The sequence below is a fragment of the Novipirellula aureliae genome, assembly GCF_007860185.1.
GTDB classification, from domain to species: domain Bacteria; phylum Planctomycetota; class Planctomycetia; order Pirellulales; family Pirellulaceae; genus Novipirellula_A; species Novipirellula_A aureliae.
On record NZ_SJPY01000001.1, the window covers coordinates 517,545 to 534,092 of the forward strand.

Annotated in this window: 10 protein-coding genes; 3 read left to right on the forward strand and 7 right to left on the reverse strand. The window is 51.7% G+C overall.

The window, feature by feature from the left end; translation table 11 throughout:
• The first annotated feature begins 374 nt into the window (after positions 1 to 374).
• From pilM to Q31b_RS02030, 3 genes are all read left to right on the forward strand, one after another.
• Entirely contained in the window at positions 375 to 2,693 is a 2,319-nt protein-coding gene (gene pilM / locus Q31b_RS02020; RefSeq protein WP_146597990.1) for a type IV pilus assembly protein PilM, read from the forward strand.
• Between the two features lie 90 nt (positions 2,694 to 2,783).
• Complete coding sequence (locus Q31b_RS02025) at positions 2,784 to 4,508, forward strand: hypothetical protein (protein WP_146597991.1); 1,725 nt, start codon at positions 2,784 to 2,786, stop codon at positions 4,506 to 4,508.
• Positions 4,509 to 4,566: 58 nt separating this feature from the next.
• Positions 4,567 to 6,690 (forward strand): hypothetical protein, encoded by a 2,124-nt coding sequence (locus Q31b_RS02030; RefSeq protein WP_146597992.1) that lies wholly within the window; start codon positions 4,567 to 4,569, stop codon positions 6,688 to 6,690.
• Here the strand turns inward: Q31b_RS02030 and Q31b_RS02035 are convergent.
• The 7 genes from Q31b_RS02035 to gap all read right to left on the reverse strand — a co-directional run bounded on the left by Q31b_RS02035 (position 6,687) and on the right by gap (position 16,517).
• Positions 6,687 to 8,405 carry a hypothetical protein gene (locus Q31b_RS02035; RefSeq protein WP_146597993.1) on the reverse strand — a complete coding sequence of 573 codons (1,719 nt, stop codon included), beginning with the start codon at positions 8,403 to 8,405 and terminating at the stop codon, positions 6,687 to 6,689. The two genes, Q31b_RS02030 and Q31b_RS02035, sit on opposite strands and share 4 nt — an antisense overlap.
• Positions 8,406 to 8,417: 12 nt before the next feature.
• The gene (locus Q31b_RS02040) at positions 8,418 to 9,842 is read right to left on the reverse strand and encodes a magnesium chelatase (protein ID WP_146598707.1); all 1,425 of its coding nucleotides are present in this window, start codon (positions 9,840 to 9,842) and stop codon (positions 8,418 to 8,420) included.
• Positions 9,843 to 10,120: 278 nt separating this feature from the next.
• Positions 10,121 to 11,428, reverse strand: coding sequence for a TMEM43 family protein (locus tag Q31b_RS02045; RefSeq protein ID WP_146597994.1), 1,308 nt, complete (start codon positions 11,426 to 11,428; stop codon positions 10,121 to 10,123).
• 147 nt (positions 11,429 to 11,575) lie between these two features.
• On the reverse strand, positions 11,576 to 12,361 hold the full coding sequence (locus tag Q31b_RS02050) for an enoyl-CoA hydratase/isomerase family protein (RefSeq protein ID WP_146597995.1): 786 nt from the start codon (positions 12,359 to 12,361) through the stop codon (positions 11,576 to 11,578).
• Between the two features lie 76 nt (positions 12,362 to 12,437).
• Complete coding sequence (locus Q31b_RS02055) at positions 12,438 to 12,896, reverse strand: hypothetical protein (RefSeq protein WP_146597996.1); 459 nt, start codon at positions 12,894 to 12,896, stop codon at positions 12,438 to 12,440.
• Positions 12,897 to 13,379: 483 nt separating this feature from the next.
• Positions 13,380 to 14,894, reverse strand: coding sequence for a 2-isopropylmalate synthase (locus Q31b_RS02060; protein WP_231617327.1), 1,515 nt, complete (start codon positions 14,892 to 14,894; stop codon positions 13,380 to 13,382).
• A 576-nt stretch (positions 14,895 to 15,470) separates the two neighbouring features.
• Positions 15,471 to 16,517 carry a type I glyceraldehyde-3-phosphate dehydrogenase gene (gap, locus tag Q31b_RS02065; protein WP_146597998.1) on the reverse strand — a complete coding sequence of 349 codons (1,047 nt, stop codon included), beginning with the start codon at positions 16,515 to 16,517 and terminating at the stop codon, positions 15,471 to 15,473.
• Between the last annotated feature and the right edge of the window lie 31 nt (positions 16,518 to 16,548).

Sequence of the window (16,548 nt, forward strand, 5' to 3'; positions counted from 1 at the left end):
AAAGAATTGTGTAAAATTGAGGGAAAAAGTATGCGAAACGCCAAACATTGGGCATACTAGGGGACGCTGAACGATTATTCGATCGTTCAGCGTGGTCGATTGTTGGCTTTAGGTCACTTATTGGGGCCAGCGTTGTACCATTTTGAAATCGCTTGTTTACAATAATAAAGGTGGATTCGAGAACGCTATGCTGGTCCTAATGGCTGGTTCAGGATCGAATGCACAAGCGAATGCACAAGCGAATGTCCAAGCGGTTACGCGATTCACAGCAGAGCAACGACGAAAGCATACAGGCTGAATAGAAACAGGCTGAATAGAAACAGGCCAAAGGAAAAAACAGGTTCAAGAACCTAAATTGAAGGGTAGAAAGTTATATGGCTGCTAATGAGGGAGTGTGGGGAATCGAGATCGGTCAATCAGCGCTCAAAGCGTTGCATTGTTCGTTGGTAGACGGTGAGGTTGTTGCCGATGCCTTCGATTTAATCGAATACCCAAAAATCTTGAGCCAACCGGATGCCAATCCTGATGAATTGATTGCCGATGCGCTTGAACAATTACTGCAGCGGAACGATGGTTTCAATGACAACGTCACGATCAGTGTACCGGGGCAAAGTGGTCTAGCGAAATTTTTCAAGCCACCTCCGGTCGAAGTCAAAAAGATAGCGGACATCGTCCGCTACGAAGCACGCCAACAGATTCCGTTCGATTTGGCGGACGTGGTTTGGGATCATCAAATGATGCCTGGCAGTATGATTGAAGAGGGCTACGCTTTGGAAAGCGAAGTCGGGCTGTTCGCGATGAAGCAAGAACAGGTCTATCGGCAAATGAAACCGTTTGCGGAAGCTGATCTGGAAGTGGACCAAATTCAGTTGGCTCCGATCGCGCTCTACAATATGGTCGCATACGACCGGATGCATGAGCGTCTCGATAACGAGATTTTTGACCCCGACAATCCGCCTAGCTCCATCGTGCTCTTGTCGATTGGCACCGATTCGAGCGACTTAATCATCACCAATGGTTTTCGCATTTGGCAACGCAGTATGCCGATCGGTGGTAATCACTTTACGCGTCAATTGTCAAAAGACTTGAAATTGACGTTTGCCAAAGCGGAGCATTTGAAACGCAATGCTCGTGAAGCGACCGACCCGAAGTTAGTCTTTCAAACGATGCGTCCGGTGTTTAATGATCTTGTCACGGAAGTCCAACGATCGATCGGGTTTTTTCGTAGCATCGACAAGCAGGCCGAAATTGGCGAAATGCTGATCTCGGGCAATACGGTCAAAATGCCGGGTTTGGCTGCATACTTGGCAAAGAATTTGGGCTTCGAGGTCAACACACTCGACCGCTTCAATCGTCTCAGTGGCGATGATGTGTTGTCGATCCCCACATTCCGGGACAACGCACCCACGTTTGGCGTTTGTTACGGATTGTGTCTACAAGGATTGGACTTGGCACCGATTCACGCCAGTTTGGTGCCGCAAGAGATTTTGACCGAGCGTATGATTCGAGCCAAGAAACCGTGGGCCTTGGCCGCCGTTGCGGCGCTGTTGGTTGGGATGCTCGGGCACTACATTTTTGTCGAACGGAGTTGGGCGGTAACGCATCCCGATCTTTGGCAACAAGCTCAATCCGCAGTGACGCAAATGTCGAGCTATTCGGGACAACAGAAAGAGGCCGATGAGCTGTTGTTGACGAAATTAACGTTCCTCAATGAGCTTGGGAAAGAGGTGTCGGGAAATGCCGAAAAACGTTTGAAGTGGATGGAAGCTCTGCAAGCGATCAATTCGGCAATTCCTCGGATGGAATTCCCTGACGGCAAGATCCCCAACGCAAAAGAATTGCCCTATGAAGATCGCATTGATATTCACATCACTCGGATCGAGAGTAAGTATGTTAGCGATCTGACACTATGGTGGTCCTTCTCAACGGCCGCACGATTCAAGGAAGAAATGCTAAACTGGACCAAAATCACTGGGAAACCGATTCCTGATGATGTCGACACCGATCCCTACGCAGGATTCGGTACCGAGGCGGGTATGGCGGCGCCTGCGGAAGCACCCATTTATGATTCAGCCTATGATTCAGCAGGGACTGCCTATGATTCAACAGGGACTGCCACCGGAGAGTTTGGCGCTGAGGTGAACCCAGCATTGGCGAAACTCGCCACGTTGCAAGGACCTTCCGGTGATGGATGGATTATCGAAATGCATGGGTATCACTACTACAACAGTTCGAAGTATATGGGCAAGGAAGGCAATAACCACATTCAGGCCTACTTGACGACCAACTTCATGCTCAAACCGATTCTGGTTCCTGATGAGACGGGCAAGATGGTTTCATTCACGCCGCGCCAATTTGGATTTTCGTATCCGATTTTGCTTGAGGATGGGAGACCTCAGTTGGTTTCAATCCCCAATCCTGATTTCGATCCTGAAGCGATCGCCTTGGCCCAACAGGCCTTGCAGATGAATGAGATTCCACTCGGACAAACGGCTCAAGAGCTAGAAGATCTCATCGAAGAACCCGCTACATTGGAGGTTTTGAAGCTTGACTTCGTTTACCAAATCGTTTGGCAACCGACGACGATGGCGGACCGGTTGGAAGTCAAGCGTCTCGCCGAAGAAGCCAAGGCCGCCGAGGAAGCCGCTGCCGCCGAGGCCGCGGCCCAATCGGTTGCCGCCATACCACAGTAAACCGTCCCCAGTCATAAACCGCCCCTCGTAACGCGTCTACTACTACTTCACTTTTCTATTCGCCTGCTCGTCACTTAACCGAGTTATCTCATGGGTCAACTAAAAGAACAATTCGCCGTCGTCATGCGTTACGGGTTTTGGATTGGAATCGCTGTTTCGGTTCTCGTGTCGCTTGTCGTTTGGTACTTGGCAACGTCAAGCTTGGTGGCGGAACGAGAGAGCCAGAAACAAAAGATTAATAGCGCGTTCACTTCGGTGTCGAGTTTGCAAGGAGAGTTAGCGACGCATCCCAATCCCGCTTCGCATGAGGTGATGGAACAGATGATTGACGCTAGGACCGACATCGTGTTACAGGCTTGGAAAGACATGTATGAACGCCAACGCGGCTTGTTGACTTGGCCTGATTCCCTGCAACAGGATTTCATTCGTGAATACGAAGACTTGATTCCGATCGAAAAGTATATCGATTTCCCGCCGACCGAAGCACAGAAAAAAGAAACCTATTTGTTGAGCCGGTATGGAACGTATATCGGCCGCGTTTTGCCGGACATCGCCAAGTATGCACGTACCGAATGGGTGGCAACTTTCGATCCCAACCGAGCAACCCCGACAAAGAAAGAACTCGATCAACGCAGAATCTCGGGTCGCGAAAATCGGCCTTTGGTTGAGTGGAGCTCAACAAGCCAACAAAGCCTCTTGAATGACCTGTTTCCCTGGCGAACCAAACCTTACCCATCGACTTTGGAAGTTTACTACTCTCAGGAAAATCTGTGGATCTTAAAGCAATTGCTACAGATCATTGATACCGTTAACAAGGATGCTAACGAGCCATTTGAGGCGAAGATTCACGCTATCAAGGCAATCAAAATAGGTCGATCCGTCAATTTCAATGCCGGTTCCATCCAACGCGTCCCAGCACGTCTATCGGACGGCATGGATGCTATGGGCATGGGGATGGATGAAATGGGCATGGACGACATGGGAATGGACGATATGGGGGGTGACATCTATGGCGGTGGCATGGGCATGGACGAAATGGATATGGGTATGGGTATGGGAGGAGTCGCCATCGATCCGGCTGACAATCGATATGTCGACCCGATGTATCAACCGATTACGGGGGCTGCCCTGCGTACTGCACTGACCAGCGAGCTGCCCACGGATGTGAACTTGGCGGTGGCAAAAAAGGTGCCAGTGATGATGAGTGTTTCGATCGATCAGCGTGCGATCCCAGACTTCTTGGCCGCTTGCGGCAGTGCAGCGTTGATGGTGCAAGTTCGCCAAGTCCGTGTGCTCGAAAAGGATGGTTCAGTCGTCTCCGATTCGGGTGGCGGCTATGGCGGCGGCGGTGGATTCGGCGGTTATGACAGTGGTGGGATGGAGGATTACGGTGGGATGGAGGATTACGGTGGCGGTGGCGGTGCAACCATGATGGACAGCGCACCCGCGGAACGACCGTACGATATGGATGTCGAAGTGTACGGTCTGATTAATATCTACAACCCGCCAAGCCGAGAAAGCTTAGGACTCGATCAATTGACCGAAGATACAGTCGTCGATGGACTCGATTTAGGTAATCAAGCGACCAAGCCTGCGGAACCGCAAACTCCCATCCCAAGTAATCCTGTCCCAAGTAATCCTGTCGTGCCCGACAATCCGGCTGGTACCGTTCCACCAGCAACCGATGCGGTTCCAGACGCCGGGCAACCCGCTTTGCCACCCACTCAGCCGGAACCTCAGCCCGCTGGCCAGCCACCGGGCCAGCCGACTGCTGCAGCGACTCCCGGCGGACCTTTCGTCGCTCGCGGAGCGTAAGCTTCACCTGCGATTGTTTTATGTTTTCAGATTTCTAGACGCTAACGACAATTTTGCGATGGACACTCAAAAAATCAAAGATCTATTCATTCAGCATGTCGAGAAAGCAGTGCTCGCGGTATTCGTGCTCTTCTCTTTGCTGTTGGTCTACCAAGCGCTGAAGATCGAGAGTTTTGAAAAGCAGCCTGAAAAGCTGCGAACGGATGCCAACAACGTTGCACAACAAGTCGACGTCAATCACAACGAAGAAATCATCCCATTGCGAGAGCCGAAAGAGGATATTTTGGCTCGCACCAATGCTGCGCAAACCCCGGTAGACCCTTCGATCTATGTCATCAAAGAACCTTGGCAGCGACTATCGGTCGACACCGAGTTCAAACGGAAAGATCCAACGATCTTCCCACCAACGGATCTCATCGCCAAAGGGGTTGTTCGGTCTTTGGCCATTCGCTCCACAGATCCTCAATATCCTTTGCTAGACAAAGAATTCGCCAAGTATTTGATTCCTGAAGATCAAGGAAGAAGACCTCGCGGGGGCGCTAGAAGTGGTCGTGGCAACCCGATGCGGGGGGATTATGTCGACGATTATGAAATGGGCTCAACCGACATGGTCGATCGGGCTCGTGGTCGGGGCGATCGCGGGCCAAATGCCGTCGTCGTGGAACAACCAAATTGGTTTGCTGAACCTGAGATCAATGAGTCGCTTTACAGTCCTCCACCAAACTTGACTGATTTTCGTGATTCGCGTGTCGAGCAGTATCCGGTTCCTCAGATCGCACGCTTTGTCGCAGGCGTTGCTGTGTTGCCGCACGGAAAGATCTATCAATCCTATCGGAAGGCTCTCGAGGTCGAATCCGCGGACTACCGTCCAAACGATCGCGATACTCCGAAATACTGGAATTTCCAAGTTCAACGGGCTGACGTAACCAACAAGTCCGTTGACCAATTGACCGAACGAGATTGGGTCGACCGACGCGATCGTGCCTATCACACCAAGTTGGCCGCGCTCTATTGGGCAGGTTTTGCACCTGAGCTTGTGCCCGTCGATTATCGTGACAGCATGATCACGACATGGATCCCACCCGTTCTTATGGACGAGTATGCAAGTTTTACAATGCATCCGAAAATTCCAACGTTAACTCAAATGGAAATCGACGAGATCGAGAATACGGAGGAATTGAGAATCACGGATCCTAATAGTATCTTTGCCCAAGACGGGACCATCACAGGCGTCGACATCGCAGGCCCCGAGTTTTCGATGGCCGATTCTCTCGATAACGAGTACGGTGGCCGAATGGGAAGCGGCTACGATACGACGAGTCGATCCATGTATGGCTATACCGGTATCGAAACTCGGCCAGCCGAGTACAAATTGGTTCGCTTCTATGATATGGCGATCGGAAATGATCCCCAGGCACCAAAGATGGGCCGCAAGTACGTGTACCGGGTTCGAATCAGTGTCAATGATCCGAACTTTCCATCGGACCCAATGCTACAACCCAAAACGAGTTCACTGGCCCCCGACGTCTATGGCCGAGTGAGTGAGTTGATTGCGAAAGCAGAAAGAATATTCCAAGAAAAAACTGCGAAACGCGAGCGATTTGACCCGTCAACGATTCGAGAATTCGAGCGTTGGTCCGAGTGGAGCGAACCGAGTAATCCGGTTCAATTGCCGACTGGCAACGGTTATCTCGTCGGTCCGGTGAGTGGAGCGGAAACCACAACCCTCTCGTTCCAAAATCGCAGTGTTCCCTACGAAAAGAAACCTGCGACGGCAAAGATGGTTGTGACCGCTTATGATCCATCTGTTCAGACGAAAGTGTCCTTGGAGATCGATGTTGCTGAAGGCAGTGTGTTGAGTGCCGAAAAGGTTAAGATTGAATCGGATAAACCGACGGTAACCGAAACCGAAGGTGAGAAGGGAGTCGTTGTCATCGATCCATTCACCTTGGCGGCTCATTCGTTAGACAGTGCGAAAATCAAGAGTCGAAACACGGTGGTGGGCATCGAAGGCGGGCAGCGGCTTCAAATCGTCGAGGAAGATGAGATGACTCAGCCTGGTCTCATCCTTGTCGCTGACGAGGATGGGAAACTTCGACTCGGTCAAGAGCTCGATGATTTACAAAGCTATCGTGCCCATTCGTTTGCCGTTCAGAAAGAATCGCATGTTGAAAGCAACTAGCTGATAATTTCTCGGCGATTTTGTACGTAGTCCCATAAAACGAACCGATCCAAATCGCGCCCGCTCGTAAAGAAGACGCGACCCTTTGTCGATTCAGCCAATCGATAGGCAAAGCGAATATCCTCTTCGCTTTGCGACCAACTCGGCACCAAAAAGATGTTGATGGTAATCCCTTCTTTTTGACACATCCGCGCCTCACGCATCGTCGCTTGCTCGGTCATCGGATCGGGCGGATAGAGCATGTACAACCATTGTTGTTCAAAATGGGCCGTTGGCAAACCGTCGGTAATCAAGACAATCTGACGATTCGGCGTATCGGTATTGACCAAGTTCTGACGAGCCAATTGCAAGGAATGCTGGATATTGGTGAAGTGAGGATGCACCTCGTGCTCGCTCACCTCCGCATCACTCATGTCCGCCTTCAAACGAACCCACGGATCGTGAATGGTTACTGGTTTGGGCATCAAATTGATGATCTCTCCAGGCGGCGTTAGCTTTGCGAATGTGTACATTTCGATGAACCGGAGAAAATCGCCAGGGTATTCTGAATGGATCAGCCCTTGCATCGCCAATGCCATACGTTTGACGTTGATGTATTGACCGTCATAGCGCATCGATCCGCTCATGTCCATAATCACACAGGTCGCACACTTGGGATGATTGCGTGTTTTGTGGACGACGATGTCATCGTTGTGCAGTCGTATCGGACGTTCATCCCCTTGGCGTAGCAGTGCGTTGATAACCGTTTGCGGCAAATCCAAATTCGCAACGCTATCACCAAACTCGTAAGGTTTGGTCCGCTGCATCTCGACCGCCCCTTCGCCGATGACATCACCTTGGTGCCGCCCGCTCCGAGATGGAGCGAGTTCACTAAAGATCTTTTCGAGCAATCGGGCTTGAAAGATCTTGTGTGCTTTTGGGGTGAGTCGAAAAGCACCTCTGTTATTGGGATCGCGTTCGAGACCTTGCCGCTCAGCTTGTTCACGAACCAGGTTTTCGACTTGACGCCGCATCTCTTCAAGCTGCTGCATATCGCCTGGTTCAGCAAATTCGTTCATCAAGTCCATATCGATCAAACCAATTTGAGCTGTCTTCGCTGCCTCTTCGATCTGGTTTAGCAGTTCGTCGATCTTTTCGAGTTCCTCCTTGACCTCGAGAGCTTTTGGGATGGTCAGCGATTCGACCCCAACAAAGTCGTATTTGGAAGCCATCTCTTCGATTTGGTGCTTATCCGCCATCCGCTGCGATACGTTGAGAATTCCGCGTGCTGGATCGCTGTTATCATCACCGATTTGGTACCACAATGACTCTAACAAATAAGGCTGCTCTTGAACGACGGCGCGTCTGAAAATCTTGTCCGACTCTTCCGGAAGCCGCACCGACTTGGTGGATTGCAGGAAGACTTTCTTCGCTTTCTGCAGCACGGAACGGGTCTCATACTTCTCGAGGATTTTGCGTTTGCGTTCTTCGAGCATTGCGCGAAGCGTATCCAAACTAGGTCCCATGCCCGCAATCTGGCTGGGGTCCAAACGGATCGCTCGCGCCAATTCCTCTTCGCTCAATTCACGATAGTTGCCATACATCAACGCTTGTTCGAATGCGGGGCTAACTAAATCGGGCGGCGGTTGTGTGGGGGACGGAAATTTTAACGGGTCATACTTCTGGTAGGAATGGATGACGCCCCCTGGTCGATATGCCGTTTGCCGATATGCCATCTGTGCGAATTCCTATAGCTCGTATTGAATTTGACCGTGACGTTGTGATCGGCTAATCCGATCCATGCTGTAGAGCCCCGCCAAAACGAATTCGACACAGCTAGCTCGTACCGCTTCATCTTCACTGGCGTTCAGTTCAAACGCCTTATCCCAAGCTGGCGGAACATTTTGTAACCGCTCGGCATACTCACGGCTCGGCAACATATCGCCAACTTCGACACGTACGCCGCTGCGGAAAATTTCGGCGATTTCGGACAAGCCATGCTCTTCGACATATTCTCGAAATACAACTTCGATCGCCTGAGCGATGACGGAATCGAGGACTTGACGCTCGCTCATTTGGTGGGTTCCCATCATGTCGAGTTCCAATTTCCCAAGCGAACTGGCATACAAGTGACCAAGATCGCTGATACGAGGAACAGCTGGCTTCTCGCCATGGATCACACCACGTTGGCGAGCTGAGGCAACGATGGTACGGAAATTTGCCATCGAAAAACGAGCGGATACACCCGAAGATTGATCGATGTACTTGCTTTTCCGCGCTTGAACAGTGATTTCTTCGACGATTTGATACATAAAGTAAGGGACCTGAACCGGGTAAGCACCGTCAAGTTCGCTGCCTACCTCTTGTTGCAGAATTTCAATCCCTTGATCTCGCTCATCGGGATAGTGCGTTTGCACGATCGTGCCGATACGGTCCTTCAATTGTGGGATCACTTTGCCGCTGCGGTTGTAAGTCGATGGGTTGGCCGAAAACAGAATCACCAAATCCAAATCGAACTGGATCGGATAACCCCGGATTTGCACATCTCGTTCTTCGAGCACATTGAACAAACCGACTTGCACCAAGTCATCAAGTTCAGGCAATTCGTTCATCGCAAAAATCCCGCGGTGCATCCGAGGGATCAAACCGAACGACAATGCCTCCTCGGCACTCATACTGACGCCGCCGGTCAATTTGGCCGGATCGATTTCGCCAATGATATCGGCAAACTTCGTTCCAGGGCTAAGTCGTTCCGCATAACGATCGCTGCGATGCCACCAGGCAATCTTGATTTCATCGGGCGAATGGTTGGCAACCAATTTTTTGCCCGCTGCGGAAATCGGTTGTTCGGGATCTTCGTGGACTGGCAAATCAGGATGATCGATGTAGGGAATCCATTCATCGAGAAAACGGACGAGCATTCGCATGATGCGACTCTTTGCTTGCCCTTTTTCGCCGAGAAATAACATGTCATGGCCAGCGAGTATCGCCAGATTGATTTCGGGGATGACGGTCGCATCATAGCCGATAATTCCGGGGTACAACGGTTCGCCCGCAGCGAGCATCCGGACAAAGTTGTCGCGCATCTCTTGCTTGACCGTCTTCGGTTTCCAGCCGCTCTCGCGAAGTTCGCCCAAGTTGCTCGGTTTGGTAGTTGTCGCCACGACTTTCATATGCAAATCATCCAAAACAGAAAAAGGGTCATTCAACACGATGGCTGTATTGTAGTGACAAGGCCAGAGCCGAGAACCTGCGAGAAAGATCGACCCGTCGAACTTGCCATCTATCGATGGAATCCGTTAACGGCAAACCAAAGGCGTCGAAGAGTCTATTAAGGGACGGAGCACAACTCGACGGTCAGCGGCAGCAGCACTGCCGTTGTGAGCCAGCCCATAGCGGTTGTGCGGCGTTTTTTGGCAAGCGAGTGAGGGCACCTTGATTTTTTCAAGTGTCACCCACTTGGGGCAGCTTTGTTCCTATGTGTTTTCTTGATCACGAACACGAACACGGCGACCGCAGCGATGAGAAGTCCAACCCCCAGTAACGGACGATAGACAATCCAGGCGATACTGATCGTCAGCAATGACAAGCTGATTGCGATCAATGCGGCAACCATTGTCGTTCCAAACTCAACGATGCTACCGAAGAACGGGACAACATCGCCCAGGACCGCCAACGGTTTCAGGAAAAACGCCAATCCAGCGAACATTAGCAGTGTTCCCACGCCACGAAGAATCCAAGTCATCCTCGCATTCGCTGCCTCGGCTTGTGCGATCATCGCTTCGGGGCTAACGATCCCCATCGCCAGCATACTCAGCTGGGTCCCCGCTTTCGTCTGGTACGGCTCAAACGTTTCTCCAAACTGTTTCGACATCACGCTCACTTCACCAACGGGTGTCGCTGTGAACCAAACTCGAACATCCCCAATCTGAGCGGGTCCCGATTTAGAGCCAGACGTCTCCTCTGTCGAAGTGGTTTCTTCCGCATCCGCATCCGAATCCGCTTCGATATCTTTGACTGCGAACTCGGAGCCATCCTCTTTGACGCTCTCCACTTCAGCCTTCACTTCTTCTGTCGCAGCGTCCTTTTGCTTAGGACTCCAGTACAACCTTGGCGAACGATTGGGGCCATCGTGTCGGATGACTGATTTCTGTGCGATTTCCGCGGGCAACTGTTCCATCTCAAACGGCAGCGGCTCATCTTGACTTATCTGATCGATCAGCGATTCTGGCAACCGGAAGCCCCCGAGCATGACGTGAGTCGCCTGCTGCTGTCGCGACGGAAACGGCATTTCGTTAGGGTTATGGTGGCCCGATTCCTTGAAATCATCCGAGTTGATCAGATCGTCGGACCAGACCTTGTCATAGGAGTACGTGGTCGTGGTCGTCGTCCCACCGCCCAGTTTCTTTTTCTCTTTACGTTTTTCGTCCTGTTCCCACTGGTACATTTCGGCATGTCGTTCGAGCCGGATACCTGGGTACGAGATATTGAACGTGTCATCGGTTAAGACATCGGATGTGGTTGTTGTTCCGCTAGTGTAAACGAATTTGCTTTCGTTCGCAGGGTCAGCCGCTTCGGCGTTCACTTTGACGACTGCACCAGCACCTTCGGTCAAACCCTGGGCCGTATGCACGGCTCGACCTTCATTCCAGAATAGCAACGGAAATGAGACCAAGAACAGAACGCCGCCGATCAAGATGCCTTTGAGTGAGCTTCCTAGCCGGCTGAACCAAGATTCATGCGTGACCTCAGTAACCATCAGTTTTTTTCCAGGTCTTTTGCGAGAGAAGAGGTAGGATTCGCGTCCGATTCTAGCAGAAGATCGCTGCAGTTGAAAGCAAAACGTCGCCCGACACAGATAGGGTCCAGGTCACCTCAAACTTCTCCGCTTGGAGAGCGACGGTGTTTACAAAAAGTTGGGCGGTCGTTTCTCTAAGAATGCCGCCACACCTTCTTTTGCCGCATCGGTGCTGCAGGCGGTTGCGCTATCCGCAATTCCGGCCGCGATTTGAATCAATAGTGTTTCGCCAATCGTTTCGTTCAGGACTCGCTTGGTCGCCTGAACCGCTTCACGAGGTGCATGGCCGAGGCGGGTTGCCAAATCGGAAGCCGCGACCCAAATCTGATCCGATGATACTGGCTTTTCGCAAAGGCCTCGTCGATAGGCCTCGTCGGCATCGATCGATTCACCCGTTAACAACATCTTTGCAGCCGTCGCGGCCCCCGCGCGAAAAGACAGTAGCGCCGCCGTCGCCCCGCCAACCAAACCTCGCCGAACCGCTTCGGCGGACAGACTTGCAGAGGTCGAGACGATCATTAAATCAGCAGCCAATGCTAAGCCCAACCCGGCGCCGACGGCCGCGCCATCGACGGCTGCGATGATCGGTTTCGGAAATCGTAGAATCATTTCCAACAGGTCAGCAAAACGCTGCCAAGCATTGAATGATTCGCTGTAAGCTTGCGAGCTCGGCAACTTCGCGATCTGTTCCAATACCGACAAATCGATGCCGGCACAAAAGTGATCGCCAGCCCCCGACAACACGACCGCTCGAACGCGGTTTTCTTGATGAATGTCGCTAAATGCTGTCTGCAAATCCTCAATCATACGAGGGCCGAGCGTATTGCAACGCTGTGAATCATTCATCAAGACCGTGGCAACCTTGCCATGAATTTTGACGTCGACGTATTGCAATTTCTTACCCTCGCTTCTCGTTCGGTTAGGCTTGGTCTGAAAACCTGCCAACGCTCGCTACCGTTTTGAAAACAGCCTAGTGATTCTGCTGGACGGGTTGCCCGGTCCCAAGTTGTGCGAGTACTTGTAGAACTCCGTTCAAGTGGGCCAATCGCGGTCCAAAGCGGTCGACAAATTCGTTCAGCATGAATTCGCCTTCCATCAAATGTTCGTCGTTATCCAAGATGTCCTCGGTCATGGTATCGAGGAAACGGGTTTGGACTCGACTAAGCGTTTCGGCAGCTTCGCGACAAGCACGTGATAGCTCTGGATTGGAGTCCTTCCAGGCTTGCAGTTCACCTGCACGTTGTTTTTGAATCGCCGCGTTCTGCTGAATCATTTCTTGTAGCAAGCGATTTTGCTGGTTCTGACCCGTGACCAATTGGCGCAGTAATTCGATCATGATCTTATCATCCGAGAGCGAAGATTCCGAGTGACTCTCCGGCGACACGTCGATACGGAACATTGGCGATGTAGGCTCTTGATCGAAGGACATATTTCAATTCTCTCTTGGCTTTCCAATTGGACAGGCAAAAACAATGCTGAGAACTGAGTATAACCAGCAAAAAGTGAAGTTGTCCAACAAACCGAATTGGCCAGCCGATTTTTTTTGAGATCGCCCCTTTTGTTCGAAAGGACCGCCGTAATGTTCCTAGCTTCTCTCGCGACCGCGTAATCGGAAAAAACGGCATTTTTGACGCTTCTCGGTAAACGCCACCATGCTTGCCAAAAAATGTGTTCTCGTGCTCCATGAAATCGCACTCGGGCGCCCAAGTCCCTTCGAATCCCAGTAGGAGATACGAATACCGCTGAAGGCTGAGTAGGAGTAGGAGTAGGAGTAGGAGTAGGAGTAGGAGTAGGAGTACGAGTAGGAGTACGAGTACGAGTACGAGTACGAGTAGGAAAACACAGTCTTTTCAGGTGATTGGCAGCAATCGGCGGTTGCGTTTACCGAGTCGTGGCCATTTACCTGCTAAGGTCATTGTTTTTTGGGTTCGCCGATAATTCGGTTGATTGCATTTAGCATCGCCAATATCGTACTTTCGACACTGTCGGTGCTGACTCCGACGCCGCGATAGCTACGCCCTTTGTGCTCGACTTCCAAGTTGACTTCGCCGATCGCGTCACGTCCGAGAGTTGCACTACGGACGGAGAAATCCTTGCAAATGAGTGAAATGCCGGTGATTTTTTCAACGGCCCAAAACGCGGCATCGATCGGTCCGTCGCCTTGTTCGACTTGCTCGGTGTGTTCTTCGTCACCGTTCTTTAAGGTCAACCGGACCATCGGTTCGCGATTGGTTCCGCTGGTCACTTCGTAGTCGACCAACGACCATTCCTGCTTCATGTTGTCGCTGATTTGATGCTGGACCAAAGCGATGATGTCACCATCGTAGATCTCTTTCTTCTTATCCGCCAATATCTTGAACTGCTCAAAGACCGCTTGCAATTGTTCGCTCGTTAAAGTGAACCCCAGTGTTTTGGCTCGATCCGCCAAGGCGGCACGTCCACTGTGTTTTCCAAGCACCAAATCGGTCTTGGCAAAACCGACATCTTCAGGCGACATGATTTCGTAGGTGCTGCGTTCTTTTAGCATTCCATCTTGATGGATACCTGATTCGTGTGCGAACGCATTGCGACCAACAATCGCTTTATTTCTTTGCACGTGGATACCGGTCGTTTTGCTGACCAAACGGCTCGTAGGAACCAATCGCTTGGTGACGATTCGCGTATCGCATCGAAAGAAATCACGACGCGTTTTCATTGCCATCACGACCTCCTCGAGTCCCGCGTTACCCGCTCGTTCACCGATGCCGTTGATGGTGCATTCAATTTGTCCCGCACCGGCGGCGACGGCAGCCAAGCTATTGGCAACTGCCATCCCCAAGTCGTTGTGGCAATGTGTGCTCAACACCGCTTTGTCGATGTTGGGTACCCGTTGGCGCAGCATGCTAAAGCGCTCGAAGATTTCGTTGGGTGTGGTGTAGCCTACGGTATCGGGAACGTTGATCGTTGTTGCTCCGGCGTCAATCGCCGCCTCGACGACGCGGCACAGAAAATCGTGTTCGGTGCGGCAGCCATCCTCGGGAGAAAACTCGACATCGTCACAGTAGCTTGCGGCTCGCCGCACGCCCGCGACCGCTCGCTCGACAATCTCATCGGTGCTCATTCGCAATTTGAATTCGCGATGAATTGCACTGGTGGCGAGAAAGACGTGAATACGTGCCGAGGGTGCGTACTTGACCGCTTCCCACGCTGCATCGATGTCTTTGTCACTACAGCGGGCCAAGCCACAAATTGTTGATCCACGAACCGTTTGAGCGATCTGTTTGACCGCCTCAAAGTCTCCTGGCGAAGCGATTGGAAACCCTGCTTCGATGATGTCAACGCCCAAGTCTGCCAGTGCCTGAGCCACTTCCAATTTTTCCGCCAAGTTCATGCTTGCGCCTGGCGATTGCTCGCCGTCGCGAAGGGTTGTGTCAAAGATGCGAATCATCCGTGATTCGGTTTCCAATGGTCCGGAATTGGGTGCGTTGGGATCAGGTGAGACCGTTTGGTCATCCGTTGCAGAATTTGGCATCGTAAAATCAACCTCAAAATAGAATCGGTGGAAGCAGAAACAATAAAAAAACCCGAGTCGCTTAGCGACTCGGGTTTCGTGTGTTTTCAAAGATTGACCAAAATTATGGTCGAAACAAACCCTCATCGCCGCCACGTAAACGTGGAATCAGGAGCAGCGATAGGAGGAGTGACGTTTGGTTCATCCTCGTATCATAGACAGCTACCGACCGCAAAGTCAATGGTAGGAAAGAGGATTCCTTTTCGTCGTCAAGCCGGTATGGGGGCCGATTGGCTGGATCGAGGAGGTGTCCGGAGTGAATGGCAGGGCGCTGCCCCCGCAGCCTCAGCGATAGAATCCAAAATCGCTCGCCCCGCCAAACTGGCTGGTGACGACCCGGCGGTCATGTTCAAGATCGCATCGCGGGTGTCGGTCAATAAAAGACAAAAAAAAGGCTCGACGTTTCCGCCGAGCCTTTCCGTTATTGAGATGGATGCTTTTGCCCATGACAAACTAGTCAGCGATCTTAGCAACCAGGTCGAGGACTTTGCAGGAGTAACCCCATTCGTTGTCGTACCAGGAAACCAGTTTGACAAAGGTATCGTCAAGTTGGATTCCGGCTGTCGCATCGAATACGGAGGTACGCGATTCGCCACGGAAATCGGTCGACACGACGTTCTCGTCGGTATAGCCAAGAATGCCCTTCATCTTGCCTTCCGAAGCGGTCTTGAATGCCTTGCAGATATCTTCGTAGCTAGCACCCTTTACCAATTCCGCGGTCAAGTCGACGACCGAGACGTCCGAGGTTGGGACGCGGAATGCCATGCCGGTGAGTTTGCCGTTGAGCTCAGGGATGACCTTGCCAACGGCTTTGGCGGCACCGGTGCTCGATGGAATAATGTTTTCCAAAATGCCACGACCTCCACGCCAATCCTTCTTCGAAGGTCCGTCAACCGTTTTTTGGGTTGCGGTTGTCGCGTGAACGGTCGTCATTAACGCTCGCTTGATGCCGAAGCTGTCGTTGAGAACCTTCGCCAAAGGAGCCAAGCAGTTGGTGGTACACGATGCGTTGGAGACAAATTGTTGGCCCGCGTAGGTATCGCAGTTGACGCCCATGACAAACATCGGTGTGTCATCTTTGGGGGGTGCCGACATGACAACCTTCTTGGCACCGGCGTCGATGTGACCTTGTGCAGATTCCTTTGTCAAAAAGAAACCGGTCGATTCGACGACGATATCCGCACCGATGTCGCCCCAAGCCAACTTGGATGGATCGGTATCGGCAGTAATGCGAATTTCTTTCCCGTTAACGACAAGGTTGCCGCCCTTCGTGGAAACGTCGCCATTGAAACGACCATGGACGCTATCATACTTCAACATGTAAGCTTGGTAATCGACGTCCAACAAGTCGTTGATGGCAACCACTTCGATGTCGTCGCGAAGGACGGACGAGCGGAAAACCATACGACCGATTCTACCGAAACCATTAATTGCAACTCGAATAGCCACTGTTTCTTTCTCCTGCGGTGATGGGGGCCTGACCCTGTCGCTGGCCGGCATCAAATAAAATGGACTGTTTTAACTCTTTTTC